The organism is Nocardia sp. NPDC004654 (assembly GCF_040609595.1).
GTDB lineage: Bacteria > Actinomycetota > Actinomycetes > Mycobacteriales > Mycobacteriaceae > Nocardia.
In genome coordinates, this window is the sequence record NZ_JBEXKI010000001.1 from 520958 (window position 1) to 540831 (window position 19874).

General features: G+C 67.3%; 16 protein-coding genes. 6 read left to right on the plus strand and 10 right to left on the minus strand.

Features of this window, described 5'->3' with window-relative positions; translation table 11 throughout:
• Positions 1 to 56: 56 nt before the first annotated feature.
• Complete coding sequence (locus ABZV58_RS02310; RefSeq protein ID WP_354998369.1) at positions 57 to 644, plus strand: GDSL-type esterase/lipase family protein; 588 nt, start codon at positions 57 to 59, stop codon at positions 642 to 644.
• A 108-nt stretch (positions 645 to 752) separates the two neighbouring features.
• Here ABZV58_RS02310 and ABZV58_RS02315 read toward each other — a convergent pair whose 3' ends face one another.
• Positions 753 to 1043, minus strand: coding sequence for an AarF/UbiB family protein (locus ABZV58_RS02315; protein WP_354998370.1), 291 nt, complete (start codon positions 1041 to 1043; stop codon positions 753 to 755).
• Between the two features lie 300 nt (positions 1044 to 1343).
• Between ABZV58_RS02315 and ABZV58_RS02320 the strand changes: the two genes are divergently transcribed.
• Both ABZV58_RS02320 and ABZV58_RS02325 read left to right on the plus strand, forming a co-directional pair.
• Positions 1344 to 2120 carry a GntR family transcriptional regulator gene (locus tag ABZV58_RS02320; protein WP_354998371.1) on the plus strand — a complete coding sequence of 259 codons (777 nt, stop codon included), beginning with the start codon at positions 1344 to 1346 and terminating at the stop codon, positions 2118 to 2120.
• A 469-nt stretch (positions 2121 to 2589) separates the two neighbouring features.
• Positions 2590 to 3567 (plus strand): DUF5996 family protein, encoded by a 978-nt coding sequence (locus ABZV58_RS02325; protein ID WP_354998372.1) that lies wholly within the window; start codon positions 2590 to 2592, stop codon positions 3565 to 3567.
• Here ABZV58_RS02325 and ABZV58_RS02330 read toward each other — a convergent pair whose 3' ends face one another.
• The 5 genes from ABZV58_RS02330 to ABZV58_RS02350 all read right to left on the minus strand — a co-directional run bounded on the left by ABZV58_RS02330 (position 3568) and on the right by ABZV58_RS02350 (position 8877).
• Positions 3568 to 4686, minus strand: coding sequence for a nitronate monooxygenase family protein (locus tag ABZV58_RS02330; RefSeq protein WP_354998373.1), 1119 nt, complete (start codon positions 4684 to 4686; stop codon positions 3568 to 3570).
• Between the two features lie 309 nt (positions 4687 to 4995).
• Complete coding sequence (locus ABZV58_RS02335; protein WP_354998374.1) at positions 4996 to 6357, minus strand: wax ester/triacylglycerol synthase family O-acyltransferase; 1362 nt, start codon at positions 6355 to 6357, stop codon at positions 4996 to 4998.
• Positions 6358 to 6490: 133 nt separating this feature from the next.
• Positions 6491 to 7141, minus strand: a complete 651-nt coding sequence (locus tag ABZV58_RS02340) for a methyltransferase domain-containing protein (RefSeq protein WP_354998375.1) — start codon at positions 7139 to 7141, stop codon at positions 6491 to 6493.
• Between the two features lie 28 nt (positions 7142 to 7169).
• Positions 7170 to 8060 (minus strand): DMT family transporter, encoded by an 891-nt coding sequence (locus ABZV58_RS02345; protein ID WP_354998376.1) that lies wholly within the window; start codon positions 8058 to 8060, stop codon positions 7170 to 7172.
• 235 nt (positions 8061 to 8295) lie between these two features.
• Positions 8296 to 8877, minus strand: coding sequence for a TetR/AcrR family transcriptional regulator (locus tag ABZV58_RS02350; protein WP_354998377.1), 582 nt, complete (start codon positions 8875 to 8877; stop codon positions 8296 to 8298).
• Positions 8878 to 8959: 82 nt separating this feature from the next.
• Here ABZV58_RS02350 and ABZV58_RS02355 point away from each other — a divergent pair, with 82 nt between their 5' ends.
• Both ABZV58_RS02355 and ABZV58_RS02360 read left to right on the plus strand, forming a co-directional pair.
• Positions 8960 to 9880, plus strand: a complete 921-nt coding sequence (locus ABZV58_RS02355) for an ABC transporter ATP-binding protein (RefSeq protein ID WP_354998378.1) — start codon at positions 8960 to 8962, stop codon at positions 9878 to 9880.
• 20 nt (positions 9881 to 9900) lie between these two features.
• A complete protein-coding gene (locus ABZV58_RS02360) occupies positions 9901 to 11592 on the plus strand; it encodes a hypothetical protein (protein WP_354998379.1) in 1692 nt (563 codons plus the stop codon).
• 144 nt (positions 11593 to 11736) lie between these two features.
• Here ABZV58_RS02360 and ABZV58_RS02365 read toward each other — a convergent pair whose 3' ends face one another.
• Together ABZV58_RS02365 and ABZV58_RS02370 are read right to left on the minus strand one after the other, a co-directional pair.
• Positions 11737 to 13449: a cutinase family protein gene (locus ABZV58_RS02365; protein WP_354998380.1), complete on the minus strand. Its 1713-nt coding sequence runs from the start codon at positions 13447 to 13449 to the stop codon at positions 11737 to 11739.
• A 125-nt stretch (positions 13450 to 13574) separates the two neighbouring features.
• A complete protein-coding gene (locus ABZV58_RS02370) occupies positions 13575 to 13952 on the minus strand; it encodes a hypothetical protein (RefSeq protein ID WP_354998381.1) in 378 nt (125 codons plus the stop codon).
• A gap of 518 nt (positions 13953 to 14470) precedes the next feature.
• Between ABZV58_RS02370 and ABZV58_RS02375 the strand changes: the two genes are divergently transcribed.
• Positions 14471 to 17953 carry a DNA-directed RNA polymerase subunit beta gene (locus ABZV58_RS02375; protein ID WP_354998382.1) on the plus strand — a complete coding sequence of 1161 codons (3483 nt, stop codon included), beginning with the start codon at positions 14471 to 14473 and terminating at the stop codon, positions 17951 to 17953.
• Between the two features lie 189 nt (positions 17954 to 18142).
• Here ABZV58_RS02375 and ABZV58_RS02380 read toward each other — a convergent pair whose 3' ends face one another.
• Both ABZV58_RS02380 and ABZV58_RS02385 read right to left on the minus strand, forming a co-directional pair.
• On the minus strand, positions 18143 to 19315 hold the full coding sequence (locus ABZV58_RS02380) for a DUF6596 domain-containing protein (RefSeq protein ID WP_354999003.1): 1173 nt from the start codon (positions 19313 to 19315) through the stop codon (positions 18143 to 18145).
• The gene (locus tag ABZV58_RS02385) at positions 19315 to 19722 is read right to left on the minus strand and encodes a YciI family protein (protein ID WP_141808122.1); all 408 of its coding nucleotides are present in this window, start codon (positions 19720 to 19722) and stop codon (positions 19315 to 19317) included. Before ABZV58_RS02385 ends, ABZV58_RS02380 begins: the two co-directional genes overlap by 1 nt.
• Between the last annotated feature and the right edge of the window lie 152 nt (positions 19723 to 19874).

Consider the following 19874-nt stretch of genomic DNA (forward strand, 5'->3'; position numbering starts at 1 on the left):
GCGAATTTCGAGCGGCCGGAATTCCGCAGCGCGACAGTGCACGAGAGGATCGACCGGTGGCTCGTGATCTTCGCATCTGCTTCGTCGGTGACTCGTTCGTCGCGGGTGTCGGCGATCCCCGCTGCCTCGGCTGGGTCGGCCGTCTCGGCGCCGCCGCCATGCCGTTCACCGGATACAACCTCGGCGTGCGGCGCGAGACCTCGGCGGACATCGCCGCGCGGTGGGAAGCCGAGTGCGCGCCGCGGCTGCCCGAGGGGACCGACGCCAGGGTGGTCCTCTCGTTCGGCGTCAACGACACCGTGCTCGAAAACGGCTCGCCGCGGGTGGATCCCGGCGACTCGGCGACCAACCTGACCGCCGTGCTGGCGCGCGCCGCCGAGCGTGGCTGGCAGACGATGATCGTCGCCCCGCCGCCCGTCGACGGCGACGCCCACAACGCCAGGATCGCCCACCTCGACGACCGCTTCGCCGAGATCTGCGCCGCGGCCGGAACGCCGTACGCCCGCGTGCATCACGAACTGCGCGCGAACGAGGTGTGGATGCGAGAGGTGCGCGAAGGCGACGGCGCGCACCCGAGCGAAGCCGGTTACGACGCGATCGCGGCGCTGATCATGCCGGTCTGGCTGGAGTGGTTGTCCCGTTGAGTGTTTCGGAGTTCCAGCCGCTTCTGGTCCAGGAATCCAGCAGTGTCCCAGACGGGAATCCAGCGCTCATTTCGGGAATCGGCGCAGGTCAGCCCAGGGAACCTGCGCCTAGTCGGCATCGCGAATCAGGCAGATCGCGGCCGGAGCAACCGGCGCGGCGTCCACCGGACCGTGCGCGTTCTCGTCCAGTTCCGGGTACCAGCGCGCGAGCTCGGCGCGATACGGGCCCTCGGTTCCCGTCACCGCGGCACGGCCGCCGGGATACATCACCTTGACCGCGACCGGTGTCCCGTCGCGCCAGACCGCGCGGTGCACATGGCCGATCGAGGCGGCCGCCGCGCGGCGCTCGTCGAATTCCCGGAAATGCCAGCGCCAGTCCGGGCCCATGCTCGCCGTCATGGCGGCGTCCACGGCGGCGGGAAGCATGGCGGGGGTGGCGTCCGACGACCCGCGTAGGCCACCGGCACTCCGGCCAACTGGGCAGTGCGTATCGAACGACGGACCGGAGGCACGCCATCCGTCCGGCACCGCGAAAAGACGTCTACCTGGGGATTCGGTTCCCGAAGGCGCAGGCCGGCGGCGAATGGCCATGAATCACCTCACACTGTGCGCGGATCGGTGTTACACAGATGCAGTCTCGTACAGCAGGGCTTAGACTGTCTGGGACGTAATGGGAAAACAGTCGAAAGGTGGCATCCGATGGGATCCCAGACGGTAGTCGCCGACGTTGCCGACGAGCTGGCGCGCCGGGTTGCCGCGGGGGAATATCAGCCGGGGGATTTGATGCCGTCGGTCCGCCAGGTCGCCGAAGAATTCGATATGAATCGCGCGACCGCGCAGTTGACCTTGGGCAGGCTGGAATCGTATGGATTCGTCGAGGCGCGTCGCGGTAAGGGTTTCACCATCCGCGATGTGCGGGAGGCGGGCGGCCTCGACGTGTACCGCCATCTGTTCCGCTTCTCGGTGCCGATGCCCGACGTCGCGATCGAGATGTTCCACGACATCGTCGACGTGCAGCGCGGCATCGTCATGGAGACGTTGCTCGCCTACACCGCGAGCGAACAGGAGATCGACCCGGCCGAGCTGAAGGCGGCCATCGACGAACTGGAAGCCCTTGCCCGCCTGGAGGTTCCGGACTACCGGCAGATCCTGGCCATCGAGGTCGCTCTGGTCCGGCGTTTGCTGACCGCGCTCGGACTGAGCATGCAGCGGGCGATCCTGAACACCATCGGCGAGATGGTGCTCGAGGTGCCCGAGGCGATCGAGGCGTACTTCGCCGGCGCGGCCGACCTGCACGTGCTGGTGTGGCGGGCGCTGGTAGCGGTGTGGGAATCAGGCTCCGGCCCGTCGGAGGCGCAGCTCGCGCTGTTCGAGGACCTGTTCGGGATGTACCACGACAAGGTCATCGCCCGGTTCGAGGAACTGCTCGGCGGCGGCGAAGCCGAGGTCGAGGAAGCGCACGCAGCCACCGCCTGATCCGGCGAAACGTACAAAACGGGCTGTCTGAGTCCAGTCGTCCCGGGCGGTCGCGCGATCCGCGGCCGCTCGGAACTTGGTCACTTGTTCATTACTTATCCCGGTCAATAGCGTCTGAGACAGGTATTCTGGATCTGGCTGGACGGTGTCGCCGACGCGCTCGGGGCAACCGTTGCCGCTGTCCGATCACGGGGAGGCGTGATGGGTGCGGCCGGATACTCGACCGCGTGCGGTGACCCGCGGACTCGGCGCCGACGCTCACGGTGCCGGGCCGTCCCGTCATCGGACTGGCGGGGGCGGGTGTACCTGCTCGTAGTGTGGATCTCCGGGCGAGTGCCCACCAACGGAAAAGCACGGCCTGCCGGTGTGCCGGCTCCGCACAAGTGCACGTATCGGTGACTGTTAGCCGAATCGGGTGGGCCGCGCGATTTGCCAGCGCATTGCCGGAGTCGGTCGTACCGTTTTCGTCATGACCGAGTCAGCAGAATCGCTGCCCGCCATACCGCTGGAATCCTGGCGTCCGACCAAGGACACGCTGCACCGTTTCGCCCAGGTGGTCGGCAAGGTCGCCCTGGCCAAAGGCATCCGCCGCAACCACTGGTGGCACATGACCTTCCGGCTGACCGCCCGCGGCTGGACCACCGTTCCGCTCGGCACCGCGCGCAACGGGCCGGTGTTCACCTGCTCCTTCGACTTCTTCGACCACGTCCTGCGCATCGCGACCGATCGCGGCGTCGAGGTGGAGATCGACCTGCTTCAGCAGTCCGTCGCCACCTTCTACACCGATGTGATGGGCGGACTCGGCGACCTCGGCATCCAGGTCGTCATGCCGCACCCGCACCCCTTCGATCTGCCCGACTCCGACCGGCCGTTCGAAGAGGACACCGACCACGCCGCCTACGATCCGGACAAGGCGCGCAAGGCTTTTCGCGTGTCGAGCCAGGTCGGGCGGATATTGGAGGAGTTCAGCGCCACCTACTCCGGCAAGATCAGCCCCGTCCAATTGTTCTGGCACACTTTCGATATCGCGGTGCAGCGGTTCTCGCCACGGCAGATCGACATGCCCGCGACCGTCGATTCGGTGACCCGCGAGGCCTATTCGCGCGAGGTGATCAGCGCCGGATTCTGGTTCGGCGACGACAAGGTCCCCGAGCCGACCTTCTACTCCTACGTCGCACCGGAACCGGACGGACTCGCGGACCGGACGCTGAAGCCCGCGGGCGCGCGCTGGGTCGCCTCCGGCTCGGGCCATTCCGCGTACTACCCCTACGACGCCGCGCGCCGCACCGGTGACCCGGTGGGCGCGGCGCTGGAATTCTTCCAGTCCGTCTACGCCAACGGCTCCGAGCTCGCCGGATGGGATGCCGACCGGCTGGCCTGCTGGGGCGGCATCACCGATCCGGTGCTCGAGCAGAAGGCGGCGCGCTGGCCGGAATGGCCCGCGTGATCAGCCGTTGAGCTTGTTGAGGCGATCGCACGCCTCGACGTACTCGTTGATCAGCCGCTGGACCACATCGGCGGAGCGCTCCACCTTGGTCATCATGCCGACCACCTGACCGACCGGGTTGAAGTTGACGTCCTTCGCGGCCTCCGGGTACCGGTGGCCGCGCTTGACGCCGTCCAGCGCCACCATCATCTGCAACGGCATCGGCAGCGGGTCCGGGGTCTCGGCCGACTCCCACGCGTCGGTCCAGTCGTTGCGCAGCATCCGGCACGGCTTGCCGGTCCACGAGCGCGAGCGCACGGTGTCGTGGCTGCTCGCGTCGATGTAGGTCTGCATCTGCGCGGGCGGCACGTTGGCCTCCTCGACCGTCAGCCACAGCGAGCCGGTCCACGCGCCCGCCGCACCCATGGCCATGGCGGCCGCGACCTGGCGGCCGTCGCCGATGCCGCCGGCGGCGAGCATCGGCATATCGCCGATCGCGTCGACGACCTGCGGCCAGAGCACCATGGACGAGATCTCGCCGCAGTGCCCGCCGCCCTCGGTGCCCTGGCAGACCACGAAGTCCAAGCCCGCGGCCTTGTGGTTGAGCGCGTGCTTGACCGAACCGCACAGCGCGCCGATCAGCCTGCCGGAACCCTGGATCTGCTCGATCACGTCGGCGGGCGGCGTGCCGAGCGCGTTGGCGACCAGCTTGGCCTTGGGGTGCTTCAGGATGACCTCGATCTGCGGGGCCACCGTGGTCGCGGTCCAGCCGAGCAGCTGGTTGTGATGCTCCTCCGCGGGCAGGTGCGGGACGCCGTGATCGGCGAGGATCTTCTCCGCGAAGTCGCGGTGGCCCTGCGGCACCATCTCACCGAGCTTGGCTTCCAGCTGCTCGGGGGTCAGGTCGTCGATGCCCTTGCCCTCGTACTTGGAGGGGATCACCAGGTCGACGCCGTACACGCCGTTGACGTGCTCGTCCAGCCAGGCGAGCTCGACCTCGAGCTGCTCGGCGGTGAAGCCCACCGCGCCGAGGACGCCGAGCCCACCGGCATTGCTGACCGCGGCCGCCACGTCGCGGCAGTGGGTGAAGGCGAAGATGGGGAACTCGATCCCCAGCCGGTCGCAGATTTCGGTACGCATCGGGTGCTGGTCTCCCTTACCTACGCCGTGACCGGATCGCAGCGGCCGCGGACGTTCTAGAACGGGTTACATAGTTGCCGCGCGGGCTTCGCCTCGCGGGCGACGGACTGCCGCCCCGACCGGCCGAATCCGCCGCATGCCGCGGGTATCGCCATGCCGCGGCAGCGTCGTCATCGACCGGTGGGGCACCATAGATTGACAGTAACACGTTCTAGTTTTGTCGCGGTACCCCCAGCGCTCCCGTGCGCAGACGGCGCACCAGCAGACGGTCTCTTCCCATTGCGGGTACCCCCGCAGAGGACCACACCATCAGCAGGCAAACCCGCCAATGTTCTCCAGCTCGGCGAGCGCGCCCTCCAGGTGGTCGAGCATGCGGTGCAGCTGTGGCACGCTGCGGCGGCAGCCGACCAAACCGAAGTCCAGGTTGTCGGCGTTCGAGGTGAGCGTGATGTTCACGGCTTGGCCGTCGAACGGGATGGAGAGCGGGTAGATGGCGTCGAGCCGGGCGCCGTTCCAGTACATCGGCTCGCGCGGACCGGGCACGTTCGAGATGACGATGTTGAACGGCGGTGTGGTCCACGGGATGAGCGCGGGCACCAGGTTCAGCGCTATCGGGCTGACCATCAGCGCCGAGAGCGCCATCGACTGCACGGGCGAGAGCTCGCTGTAGACCTCCTTGCTCTTCCGCATGGACTCGCTCACCGTCCGCAGCCTGGCGATCGGGTCGGCCAGGTCGGTGCCGAGGTTGCACAGCAACGCGCCGACCTTGACGCCGTTGGTCTCGGTGTCGTCCGCCGAGCGCAGCGACATCGGCACCATGGCGATCAGCGGCTTGTCCGGCAGCGCGTCGCGTTCGGCCAGGTAACTCCGCAGCGCACCCGACGACATCGCGAGCACGACGTCGTTCATCGTGGTCCCGGTCGCCTTGCGCACCTGCTTGATTCGCTCCAGCGGCCAGGAACGAACGACCGAGCGCCGGGCGCCACCGATGGGCACGTTGAACATGGTCTTCGGCGCCTCGAACGGCAGCGTCACCTGCTGTTCGCGCAGCGCGATGCGCGCCGCGCGAAGCAGCGGCGAGGCGGAAGCGGCGGCGGAGACGAAAGTCCTTGCCGCGCCGAGCAATCCGGAATTGGACGACTCTTTCTTGCGTCCCGAACGCGGCAGGTTCCATGGCACCCGCGCCTCGCTCGAGGTCGGGTCGTCGGTCAACGTGCGCTGCAACAGCCGCTGCGCCGAGACTCCGTCGATCAAGCCGTGGTGCATCTTCGAATAGAGTGCGAAGCGGCCGTCTTTGAGCCCCTCGATCAGGTGGATCTCCCACAGCGGACGGTGCCGGTCGAGCAGGGAGCTGTGCAGCCCGGAGGCCAGCTCGATCAACTGCCCATGGGTGCCGGGCGCGGGCAGCGCGATGCGCCGCACGTGGTACTCCAGCTCCACCTCGTCCTCGAGCGTCCAGGCCAGCTGCGGCGAGCCGAGCAGATTGGCCGGGCGCTTGCGGAAGGTCGGATGAATCTCGCGGCAGGACAACAGCTTTTCGTGCGTCTCCCTGGCGAACTCCGGACCGGCCCCCTCCGGTGGTTCGAACAGCTGTAGCGAGCCGACGTGCATCGGGTGCTCGCGGGATTCGGCCAGTAAAAACACGGCATCAACCGGTGCGATGAGTTCCATGTATGAGTCGCCCCCTGACGACGGTGGAGATCTTGTGCAATGAACAATCGACCACGTTGTCGGGTGGGACGCACCACAGAAACCTGTGTACCCGTACCAAAGCTACCTGGGGTAGCCCAGGATGTGCGCGGAATCAGCCCACCGGATCGTCGACCTTCGCGACCATCAGGTACGCCTGATCGAACCGCTCGTCGGGGTCCGGCGCGCAGACCATCCTGGCGATCACCGTGAAGCCCGCTTCGCGCGCCAGCTGGGCAAGCCGGTCGGGTGACCAACGGTAGGCCCGAGTCACCTTGTGGTCGAAGGCGAGCACGGTGTCCGCGGAGTCCGCCGCCTGGAACGCCAGCAGTGCGTGCCCTTTCGGCCGGAGTACCCGGTAGAACTCGTTCAACACGTGCGGCACCCGCTCCGGCGGCAGGTGGATGAGCGAATACCAGGCGACGAGTCCGGCCAACGCGCCGTCCTCGATGGTGAGCTCCTCCATCGACCCCACCTCGAAGCGCAGGCCGGGAAACTCGTTGCGCGCCAGTTCGATCATGCGCGGCGAGAGATCCATGCCGAAGGTCGGGACGCCGAGCGACTCGAGATGGGCGGCGATTCGGCCCGGGCCGCAGCCGATGTCGGCGACCGGACCGGAACCGTTGGCCAGCAGCCGCTCCGCGAACGCGGCGAGGACCGCGCGGTCGAACGGCTTGGTCGCCAGGTTGCCGCGGGCGAATTCGGTGTAGAGCTCGGCCATGTCGTCGTAGGCCGTGCGGGTGGCGTCGACATCGGCATGGGTCAAACCGGAACTCCTTTGCGCGAAAGGTGTCTCATGGCGTCGCGGAGAGCGCGGGGTCGTCCTGCGGAGCGGCGGCGCGAGACTGCCGTGTTCCGAGGAACGATCCGAGCACTACCAGCGGAAATCCTATCGCCATTCCCGCGGTCAGCGGTTCGTTCAGCAGCGTAACGCCCAGCACGATCGCCACGGCGGGGTTGATGTAGGTGATCACCGTGGCCCGCGCCGGACCGACCTCGCCGATCAGCGCGAAGAACAGCAGGAACGCCGCCGCGGTGCAGACGATCGCCAGGCCGAGCACCGACAGCGAGGCGTCCGCGGGGAAGTGCTCGGGTCTGCGCAGCGCGGCGAACGGCACGTAGAGCACCGCCGCGAGCAGCAGGGAGGCGGTGACCACGCCCATCGGCGGCAGATCCGCCAGCGAACGGTTGATGACGATCGGGCCGACGGCATAGCCGATGGTGGTCAGCGCGATGGCGCCGATCGCCGCCGGATTCGACAGATCCACATCCAGGCCGACCAGCGCGGCGACGCCCGCGAAGCCGACGACGAGGCCCAAAATCCTTCGCGCGTCGATGGTTTCGTGCCCCATACGGGTCACGATCAGCACCGCGATCAGCGGCACCGCCGCGATCAGCAGGCCGACGGTGGAACTGTTGAGCGTGGTCTCGGCGTACCCGATGAGGAACCACGGGCCCGAGATCTCCACCATTGTGTAGAGCAGCAGCGGTCGCCAGCGTCGCAAGACCGGTCGCAGCGCGTCGGTGTACAGCGCGATCGGCAACAGCAACAGACCGCCGATCAGCGTCCGGCCGAACGCCACGAACACCGGGTCGAAGTCCTCGACCGCGACCGCGATCATCGCGTACGGCACGCCCCAGATCACGCCCATCGCCAGGAACAGCAGCCAACCGCGCTTGGTCATCGCGCTGTTCCCCGAGCCATCGCCACAGAATTCATGCTCTCGCTCGCTTTCGATCCACGAGGAGCCTAGCGGGTGATCCCATGATCCGACAGATCCGATTTCCATGGGCAGCCGGTATGTCGCTTCCGTTGGGCTTCCGGGCGATGTGCTGCGGAAGGCAGCAGTGCGGCAACGACTTTCGCCAGCGCGGGCCGATCGGCAACCGGATCCGGCAGATCCAGGAAGTCGCGCGCGGTCAGGCGCGCGGGGTGCCCCACAGGTTGCGCAGCAGGACCCAGGCCTGATCCGGATCCGGCGTCCGACCCGCCTTCATCTCGGCGGCTCCCCAGCCGTCGACCGCGCGAAGGACGGCGGCCGTGGCGGCGACCAGCAGGTTGCGGTCGGTCTCGACGGTGATGATCCCGATGGTGATCCCGTTCGCGACGAAGTCGGCGATCCAGGACATGAACGCGCCCTGTTCGCGCAGCAGGAAGGCCGGATCGATCAGCGCGAGGTCGGCGGGGTGCGTTTCGATGTGGGCGCGCAGCCGCTGCTCGATGGTCTTCAGCTGCGACCAGAACTCGGCGTCGTCCGCGACCCGCCGCCACGTACCGAGTACCTCCGCGAGGCGGACGGCGACGTCGTCGAGCGCGGTGTAGAGCAGGTCTTCGCGGCCGTCGAAGTAGTTGTACGCCGAGGATTTCGAGATGCCCGCCGCCGCGATGATCTGGTTGTAGGAGGCGGTTTCCACGCCGTCCTCCGCGAAGATCCGCTGCGCGACATCGAGGATGCGGCGTTGTTCGTCGGCGGGTAGCCGGGTGAAGCGGGGGAGCGGCATGGTCACATCCTAGGGCCTAGTCGTGCGCACCTCTAGTGTGTACCATCGGTACACACCAACGTTCTGAAAGGTGGGTGCGGCCATGGCCGACGCCGTCATCGAGACGATCGGATTGCGCAAGCGGTTCGGCGACTTCACTGCCCTCGACGGACTCGACCTGCGGGTCGAGGCGGGCGAGGTGCACGGATTCCTCGGGCCGAACGGCGCGGGCAAATCGACGACGATCCGGATCCTGCTCGGATTGATCCGGTCCAGCGGCGGCACCGCGCGCCTGCTCGGCGGCGATCCCTGGCGCGACGCAGTGCGGCTGCACCACCGCATCGCCTACGTCCCCGGTGACGTCTCGCTGTGGCCCGGTCTCACCGGCGGCGAATGCCTCGACGTGCTCGCCGCCGCGCACGGCGGCTTCGACCGCGCCCGCCGCGACGCCCTCGTCGAACGATTCGAACTGGATCCGGGGAAGAAGAGTCAGGACTACTCCAAGGGCAACCGGCAGAAGGTCGCGCTGGTCGCCGCGTTCGCCTGTGACAGCGAGCTGCTCATCCTGGACGAGCCGACGTCCGGGCTGGATCCGCTGATGGAGCAGGTGTTCCAGCAGACGCTGGCCGAACGCAAAGCCGAGGGCTGCACCGTCCTGCTGTCGAGTCACATCCTCGCCGAGGTCGAGGCGCTCGCCGACCGGGTCAGCATCATCCGGCAGGGGCGGACGGTCTCGACCGGGACGCTGGACGAATTGCGCCGTCACACAACGACTCACGTGCACGCGATCACCACCGCGCCGCCGGGGTTGAGCGACGTGCCCGGGGTGAGTTCCGTTCGCATCGAGCACGACGGAGCCGGGTACGCGGTCTCCTTCGGCGTCGATGCCGGGCACGTCGGGGCGGCGATCGGCGCGCTGCACGCGGCGGGGTTGCTGTCGATCACCGCGAATCCGCCGAGCCTGGACGAATTGTTCCTGCGCAACTACGCGTCCGCCGAAGACGTCGAGACGGTGGGGGTGTAGCGGTGCGCGGATTCACGGTGATGGCAGGTGTCGGACTGCGCGGCAGCCGCCGGCAGATGCTGTGCTGGGTGCTCGGGCTCGCGGCCGTCTTCGCGGGGACGGTGTGGTCGCTGGACAGCCTGTATTCCACGCAGGCCGAGTTGGCGAGTTACCGGGCGGCCACCGAATCGGGCGCGGCGCTGTTCGCGATCAACGGCAGACCCTATGGAGTGGACGATCTGGGTGGAGTCATCGCCTACGAATTCGGTTTCATGAGCGCACTCGCCTTTCCGCTCATGGGAATTCACCTGGTGACTCGGATGACGCGGCGTGAAGAGGAATCCGGGCGGGCGGAGTTGTTGCGTGCCGGATCGGTCGGCCGGGTTGCCGGACTCGCCGCGGCGGTGGCGCTGACCGTTTCCGCGCTGATATTGGTTTCCGTGTCCATGGTTGTCGCCTTGCTGGCGACGGGGCTGGAAGTGTCTGGCGCGCTGCTCTATTCGGCGGCGCTGATGTCGCTCGGCTGTTGTTTCGCCGGGATCGCGGCGCTGGCGGCCCAGATCGTCGCGTCGGCGCGGAACGTCCTCGGAATCTGTCTCGCCGTGTTGATCGCGGCCTTCCTTCTTCGCGGCATCGGCGACGTGCGCGGCAACGGGCTGGTGTGGCTGTCGCCGATCGGCTGGGCGGAGCAGGCGCGCCCGTTCGGCGCGGCGCGGTGGTGGCCCGTGTTGCTGGCGTTGGGTTTCGCCGCGGTGCTGTTCGGCGCGGCCTGCTGGGTCGCGGGGCGACGCGACCACGGCGCCGGGGTGCTGGCCGCCCGTCGCGGACCCGCCTCGGCGTCACCGATTTTGCTGCGGCCCTGGGGATTCGCTTTTCGCAGGCACCGCGGCGGCATCGTCTCGTGGAGCGTGATCGGCGCGCTGGTGGCCATCTCGTTCGGTGCGCTCGCCGACGCCATCCGCACCGTGATGGCGGACAACGCCGCCCTCCAAGACGTCTTCGGCGGCGACAGCGCAAATCCGGATGCGTATCTGTCGTTCGTCGCGGTGCTGCTGGCTTTGATCGTCGCCGGTTTCGCGGTGCAAGGGGTCGGCCGGATCGCGGAGGACGAGCCGGGCGATCGGCTGGAACCCGTACTGGCCGGATCGGTTTCGCGAGCGCGGTGGTTGGCCGCCGAGGTAATCACCGTCGGATGCGGCACCGCCGTGGTCGCCACGGTGAGCGGATTCGCGCTCGGCGTGAGCGACGCGCTGGCAGTGGGCGATTCCTCGGCCGTGATGCGACTGACCCTCGCCACGCTCTCGTACCTACCGTCGGTTCTCGTGCTGCTCGGGCTCGCGGTGGCGCTCTACGGAATTCGCCCTGCCGCTTTGTCCGCGAGCTGGGCCGCCTTCGTCGCCGTAGCCGTTATCGCGACCCTCGCCGACACGCTCCGCCTACCCGAATGGCTCCGCCACCTCTCTCCACTGGAATGGGTGGGCCGCACCCCCTCCGACGCCGTCTCCCCCTTGGCCTTGATCGCCTCCGCGACCCTGGCCGCCGCTTTGATCACCCTGGGCCTCAACGGTTTCACCACCCGCGACATCCCAATGCGCAGCGGCCCAGGTTTGCTCCGAACGCTGCGAACTGTACGCCTGTCCCGCCCTCTGCGAACCCACGCCGCCCCAGCCGACCTGCATGCGCCACCGCGGGATGCAGGCGCTTCCCACACATCTTTCACACGCCCCACATAGCCGGTGGCTATGCGAGGCGTCGAATGCTTATGTGGCACAGCGGTACTGCTCGCTCGTGAAGTGGAAGCCCACTGCCCAGGACGATCGTGAAGGCGTTGCCGGGAGAGGTCGGCGGCCGTTCGGTGGCCGTCGACCTCGCCCAGCTCACCTCGCGCCGGTAGTGGTCGGCGCGGGGGTTTGCGTCGTGGTGGTGGGTGCGGTCGTGGTCGGCTGGGTGGTGGTCGGCGCCACGGGCTCAGCCGGTGCCACGGTTTGGGCGGGTGCCGCGACCGAGGTCCGCGCCTGCGGATTCGCCGCCTCCGGAGCCGTTGTAGTGCTGGAGGTTTCGGACGAGACCGGGGGCGTGGTGGTCGGCGCCGTGGTCGTCGATGTGACGGCGGCGTCGGTCTTCGTGGTCGTCGGCGCGGTGCTGGTGGTGGTCGGCGCGGCCGAGGTCGTCGTCGTGGTCGAGGCGGCCTTCGGCTTCGCCGTGGCGGACTCCACCGCCTCCCGCGCGGCGGCGAAATCGGTGGCATCCGGCTCGGCGGACTTGTCGACCGTCTCGCCCGCCTGCGCCTGCTTCGCCAGGTGGGTGAGCCACGCGGCCGCGTACTCGGCAGAGGTCAGCGGCCGGCCTTCGCCGGGGTTGGCGTCGCGCCAGTAGTCGAAGTGGTGGCCGGTGTGGTCCGGTCCGAGCGTCAGCTTGTAGGGGTCGCTCATGATCACCGGGATGGTGTTCTGGTTGGTCACGACGAGACCGATGATCTCGTTCAGCACCTTCTGCGGCAGGTAAGCGAGCGGCGACATCTGATCGGTCGAGATCGAGTCGGCCTTCGCGGGCTCCTTCGGCTGCTGACCCGGCTTGTATTCCGGATCGGAGACCCGAAGCAGGACCTCGAGGAAGGTCTCGTCGCTCGCCATCCAGTTCGGCTGCGACGCGATGTCCGCGAACGCCGCCATCGCGATCTCCCCCAGAACCACGGCGACATCCATGCCGTTGGTCGGATTGAGTCCTTCGCGCTCGAGCTGGTCGACGTTGATCTGCCTGCCCACGTTCACCACGAGCTGCAACAGCGAGATGTTCTCCGGCGCGGCGCAGGTGAGATCGCCCTCGGAGCAGAACGACGCGATCTTGCCGTTCAGCTTGCCGAAGTCGCCGCTGGTACCGGGCAGCGCGCCCTGGCCCGAGACTGGCTTCCTGCCGTCCTGGTACTGCTGGTCGAAGCCGTCCGGGTTGCTGAACGGGTCCTTCGAGCCGGGGAACGGCCCGTCTCCGGCCGAGCGGCCCGAGTCGGCCAGGATGACGACACCGAGCACGTCGTCCGGATCGACGATCTGCTGACCGCCCTCTTCCTGGTGCCCGATGTTCATCGCCACGCGGCGGACCACATCGGCGCCCTCGCTGTAGCCGACGATCGAGAACTTGGTGTCCGGGCAGGCCTGCGCGATCTCCCGCATCACCTGCTGGGTGTTCGCGACGCCCGCGTTGACGGCGTCTTCGTAGGTGGCCATGTTCGCCGGATAGGCGATGTAGACCGCGGCGTAGGAGCCGGGGTCGACGTCGTCGGCCGGAGCGTTCACCACCGGGTCGACCCAGCGGCTGTTGTGGTCACCGGCCAGCGCGGCGGGCAACTCGTTGCCGTTGGCGTCGACCAGCAACTTCGTGGTCCCCGCGGTGGGAGTGTCGCCGCGACCGGCGACCGAGATGGTCACCATGTCGTGGCACTCCGTGACGGAAGCCTTGAGTTGGGTGTCCGCCGTGTGCGGCGGCGAATCGATAGCGAACGACGCGGCGACTATCGCCGCCACGCCGAGAACTGCTGGTGCGGCAACGGCCGAAGCGATGCGATGCCGCGCGAAGAACTCGCGAAAAGCCATGTCCCGATCCCATTCCAGTACCGACAGGTGGGCTGGCCCCCCGACGGGCCATATGTCACCAAGCACGTCGTGGTTGGGATAGCGAGCGTTACTGTGATCGATTCGAGGGGTCGGTCAGGGGTGTCTCACTGGTGGAGCAGCTTGTCGGTTCCGCGCACCTGACGACGGGCGACGTAGGCCGAAGCGAGGAAGAGCGCTACCAGCCCGCCGAAGAGAGCCGCCTTCGCGTTGTCGTGTTCGAGCAGATGCGACGTGGCTCCCAAGGCGTAGAGGGCGGCGAGGGCGAGGGCGAATCGTCCCCAGACCACGTAACCACGCCGATACGCCTGCAACCGCGGCACCCACACACTCCAGTTCTCCGGCAGCCTGCCGGACCGGACGACGCGACTCGTCTCCTGCCGCTCGTTCAGCCGCTGACTGCGACCCGTCCGCGCGAACCATGTCTGGGCGGCCCAGATGCCGCCGCCGACGACCGCACCGGCCAGAACCATCCAATAAAGCACCGTGTCGACCTCCTGAGGGGAACGTTCTCGTCCATCCAGGATCGGGCGCATCCGTCGATGGGCCTAGGCACCCCAGGGTGCCGGATCGCCACCACTCACAGGCATCGGCGCAGGTAGGCCGCTCGGGCAGATCGAATGCCGCGGACCTCTTTCACAATTGGCGCTCATGTGTGGCCGATTACCGCTAATGGCCTTGACGAATGGTATATTTGGATGTCACTATAAATACGGGAAGGCACTCAGTAATTGCGGTGCCTATTTATCTTCGCCCTCGACATCGGTCGAGTTCGGGTGTAATTTGAGACTTCGCGCCGGGTCGCGCGCTGTCCAACTCTCGAAATACGAAATGACTGTGGAAGTGGCGCTTGTCTGCGTGCCACTTTCTACCCGTTGTTGTCGAGTCATGTTCGGGCGGTGTCCAGCACGGCGCGCGATGTGAATACACCCCACAGGACAAGCAGATACCGTGACGACCGCGCGACCAGCGTGTGCGGCACGAGGTGCTGGAAGGACGCGTCTTGGCAGTCTCGAGTCAGATCAAGGTCGATGCCGGAAACCCCACCGATACCGCGAAAGCCGGGATCCCGAGGCGAGTCTCGTTCGCGAAACTTCGTGAACCCCTCGCTGTTCCAGGCTTGTTGGATGTCCAGACCGATTCGTTCGAATGGTTGATCGGTGCGCCCGCCTGGCGCGAACGGTCAGCGGCGCTCGGCGATTCGCCCGAGGGTGGATTGGCGGAGTTGCTCGCCGAGATCAGCCCGATCGAGGACTTCGCCGCGACGATGTCGCTGACGCTCTCCGAGCCCCGTTTCGAGGAGGTCAAAGCCTCGATCGAGGAATGTAAGGACAAGGATATGACCTACGCGGCGCCGTTGTTCGTCACCGCGGAGTTCATCAACAACAACACCGGCGAGATCAAGAGCCAGACGGTTTTCCTGGGTGATTTCCCGATGATGACCGACAAGGGCACGTTCGTCATCAATGGCACCGAGCGTGTCGTGGTTTCGCAATTGGTGCGTTCGCCGGGCGTCTACTTCGATCGCACCGTCGACAAGGGCACCGAGAAGGATGTGCACAGTGTGCGTGTCATCCCGTCGCGCGGCGCGTGGCTGGAGTTCGACGTCGACAAGCGCGACACCGTCGGCGTGCGTATCGACCGCAAGCGCCGTCAGCCGGTCACCGTGCTGCTCAAGGCGCTGGGCTGGACCGCCGCGCAGATCACCGAGCGATTCGGTTTCTCCGAGACCATGATGACGTCACTGGAGAAGGACAACACTTCCGGCACCGATGAGGCGCTGCTCGACATCCATCGCAAGCTGCGTCCGGGCGAGCCGCCGACGAGGGAGTCCGCCCAGAACTTGCTGGAGAACCTGTTCTTCAAGGAGAAGCGGTACGACCTGTCGCGCGTCGGCCGCTACAAGATCGGCAAGAAACTCGGCATTCACACCGGTGCCCGGGTGCTCACAGAGGAAGACATCGTCACGATCATCGAATACCTGCTGCGTCTGCACGCGGGTGAGAAGGTGATGACCGCGCCCGGTGGCGTCGAGGTGCCGGTCGAGGTCGACGATATCGACCACTTCGGTAATCGCAGGCTGCGCACCGTCGGCGAGCTGATCCAGAACCAGATCCGGGTCGGCCTGTCCCGCATGGAGCGTGTCGTCCGCGAGCGGATGACCACCCAGGACGTCGAGGCGATCACGCCGCAGACGCTGATGAACATCCGTCCGGTCGTCGCGGCGATCAGGGAGTTCTTCGGAACCTCGCAGATGTCGCAGTTCCTGGATCAGCGGAATCCACTGGCGAGCCTGACGCAGAAACGTCGTCTGTCGGCGCTCGGGCCGGGTGGCTTGACCAGGGAACGTGCCGGTCTCGAAGTCCGCGATGTGCATTACAGCCACTACGGACGGATGTGCCCGATCGAGACGCCCGAAGGTCCGAACATCGGGCTGATCGGATATCTCTCGGTGTACGCGCGGGTCAATCCGTTCGGCTTCATCGAGACGCCATACCGAAAGGTTGTCGGCGGCAAGGTGACCGACGAGGTCGACTACCTCTCCGCCGACCAGGAAGACCGGCATGTCGTCGCGCAGGCGAACGAGCCGCTCGATGCCGACGGCCGCTTCCTCGCTGCCCGCATCGCGGTGCGCCGCAAGAACTCCGAGGTCGAACTCGTCGACTCCGCCGAAATCGACTACATGGATGTGTCTCCGCGCCAGATGGTGTCGGTCGCGACCGCCATGATCCCGTTCCTCGAGCACGACGACGCCAACCGTGCCCTCATGGGCGCGAACATGCAGAAGCAGGCCGTGCCGCTCATCCGTTCGGAAGCCCCGCTGGTCGGTACGGGTATGGAGTCGCGTGCCGCGATCGACGCCGGCGATGTCGTGGTGAACGAGAAATCGGGTGTGGTCGAGGAGGTTTCCGCCGACTACGTCACGGTGATCGCCGACGACGGCACCCGCAAGTCCTATCGCATGCGCAAATTCGCGCGGACCAACCAGGGCACCTGTGCGAATCAGCGTCCGATCGTGGACGAGGGGCAGCGCGTGGAGTACGGCGAAGTGCTGGCAGATGGGCCCAGCACCGAGAACGGTGAGATGGCCTTGGGTAAGAACCTGCTCGTGGCGATCATGCCGTGGGAGGGTCACAACTACGAGGACGCGATCATTCTGTCGCAGCGCTTGGTGGAGGAGGACGTTCTCACCTCGATCCATATCGAGGAGCACGAGATCGATGCCCGCGACACCAAGCTGGGCGCCGAGGAGATCACCAGGGACATCCCGAATGTCTCCGATGAGGTGCTGGCGGATCTGGACGAGCGGGGCATCGTGCGTATCGGTGCCGAGGTTCGGGATGGTGACATCCTGGTCGGCAAGGTCACCCCGAAGGGTGAGACCGAGCTGACTCCGGAGGAGCGGTTGCTGCGGGCGATCTTCGGTGAGAAGGCGCGCGAGGTGCGTGATACCTCGCTGAAGGTGCCCCACGGTGAGTCGGGCAAGGTCATCGGTATTCGGGTGTTCTCCCGGGATGACGAGGACGACCTGCCCCCGGGTGTGAACGAGTTGGTCCGGGTGTACGTGGCGCAGAAGCGCAAGATCCAGGACGGTGACAAGCTCGCCGGTCGTCATGGCAACAAGGGTGTGATCGGCAAGATCTTGCCGACCGAGGACATGCCGTTCCTGCCGGACGGTACCCCGGTCGACATCATCCTCAACACCCACGGTGTGCCGCGTCGTATGAACATCGGCCAGATCCTGGAAACCCATTTGGGCTGGATCGGCAAGGCGGGCTGGAACATTCAGCTTGCCGACGGTGCGCGTCCGGACTGGGCGAAGCGGTTGCCCGAGGAGTTGTTGTCGGCGAGCCCGGACACGAATCTCGCGACACCGGTCTTCGACGGCGCCCGCGAAGAAGAACTCGCCGGGTTGCTGGCGTCGACCCTGCCCAACCGCGACGGTGACGTCATGGTCGGCGCGGACGGTAAGGCGACGTTGTTCGACGGCCGCTCCGGCGAGCCGTTCCCGTACCCGGTGGCGGTCGGTTACATGTACATCTTGAAGCTGCACCACCTGGTCGACGACAAGATCCACGCGCGTTCGACCGGTCCGTACTCGATGATCACCCAGCAGCCGCTCGGTGGTAAGGCGCAGTTCGGTGGTCAGCGCTTCGGTGAGATGGAGTGCTGGGCCATGCAGGCCTACGGCGCGGCGTACACGCTGCAGGAACTGCTCACCATCAAGTCCGACGACGTCGTGGGCCGCGTGAAGGTCTACGAGGCGATCGTGAAGGGCGACAACATTCCGGAGCCGGGCATTCCGGAGTCGTTCAAGGTGCTCCTCAAGGAACTCCAGTCGTTGTGCCTCAACGTCGAGGTCCTCTCCGCCGGGTCCGCCATCGAATTGCAGCACGGCGACGACGAACTCGACCGCACCGCCGCCAATCTCGGAATCACGCTGTCTCGCACGGAATCGGCATCGGTCGACGACCTTCCGGGGTGATTCGCCCGGGCTGCCGCGCGCCGCATCTTCGGTGCGCGGCACTCCGCCGTCGGAAGCTCCACGCCCCGCTGGTTATTCGGCAGCCGCCGCCTCGCGTATCGCCCGCACGGCGGCGGTCGGAGCGTAGTCGTCGGGAACCCCTTCGACCAGAATGATGTCTCCCTCGATGTGTCGCGAGCGCGGCGGCGCTCAGCCTCCTTCGCTGGAGAGACGCTGCCGGAGGGTCGCTGCGCGCAGCGTGAGGTGGTTGCGCTCGGCGAGGTTCTGCGCCTGCGCGGCCGCCTCCACGTAAAGCCTTGCCGCCGTGGCGGTGTCGCCAGCGCGCTCGTGGAGGTAGGCGGACGAAGCGGTGTACCGCGGGAGCTTCGGGTCGAGTTCGGCGAGTGCGGCGAGGCCCGCCTGGGGTCCGTCCGCCTCGCCGACCGCGACCGCGCGGTTGAGCCGGACGACGGGACTGTCGGTGAGAAGGACCAGCTCGTCGTACCACTCGACGATCTGCACCCAGTCGGTTTCCTCGGCTGTCCGCGCGTCGGCGTGCAGTGCGGCGATCGCGGCTTGCGCCTGGTACTCCCCGAGGCGATCGCGGGCCAGCGCCGCCTGGAGTATCACGACACCCTCGGCGATCAGGTCGCGCCGCCAGAGGCCGCGGTCCTGATCCGCCAGCGGCACGAGGCTGCCGTCGGCGCGTGTCCGGGCCGGGCGTCTCGCGTGGTGCAGCAGGAACAGGGCGAGCAGTCCCGCGACCTCCGGATCACCACCCGTGGTCGCCGCGAGCTGTCTGGCCAGCCGGATCGCCTCCGCGGCGAGGTCGACGTCGCCGCTGTACCCCTCGTTGAACACCAGGTAGAGCACCCGAAGCACGGTGCGCAGGTCACCCGGACGATCCAGCCGGACCTCGCTCACGGTGCGTTTGGCCCGGCTGATCCGCTGGGCCATCGTCGCTTCGGGCACCAGGTACGCCTGCGCGATCTGACGGGTCGTCAGGCCGCCGACGGCCCGCAGTGTCAGCGCGACGGCCGACGCGGGGGTGAGGCTCGGGTGCGCGCACAGGAAGTAGAGCCGCAACGTTTCGTCCACGGTGGCGGCCGGTCCCGGCGGCGGCTCCTCGGAGACCCGAAGCTCGCGGCGCCGCCGCGCGGCGTCGGAGCGGGCGAGATCGAGGAAGCAACGCCATGCCGTGGTGACCAGCCAGCCCTTGGGGTCGTCGGGACGCCGGTTCGACCACGTCTCGACGGCACGGACCAGTGCCTCCTGGACGGCGTCCTCGGCGGTCGCGAAGTCCGCCCCGCGGTGGACGAGAGCCGCCAAGACACCCGGAATCAGGTCCCGCAGCTTGGCCTCGTCCACCGCATCGGCGGCCATCACTCGGTGACGGTCGGCGGAGCCGTCAGGAAGGGCCGAACCTCGAGCCACTCGTGGATCGGCTTGCCGCCCGCGCCGGGCGCCGCGGACAGCTCGCCCGCCAGCTCGACGGCGCGCTCGTACGAGTCGACGTCGATGATCATCCAGCCCGCGATCAGGTCCTTCGTCTCCGCGAACGGGCCGTCGGTCACCGGCGGCTTGCCCTCGCCGTCGTAGCGGACCCAGGCGCCCTCCGGGGCGAGGGCTTGGCCGTCCACGTACTCGCCGCTGTCTTGCAGGCGGGCCGCGAAGTCGTTCATGTACCGCAGATGTGCCTCGATCTCGGCGGGCGTCCACTGGTCCATCGGCACGTCGTTGACGGCCGCCGGGGCGCCTCGGTAGTGCTTGAGGAGCAGGTACTTGGCCATGAGATTCTCCCTTCGGCTTGCGACCCTAGTTGGTCGCTCACCCCTGGGACGGAACCGTCACGACGTTCTCGACATCCGTCGCCGAACTTTTTCGCGCGACGCATTCACCGCGTTCGTCGAACGGACTTGACCTTGCCCCTGGGTCAGGGTTC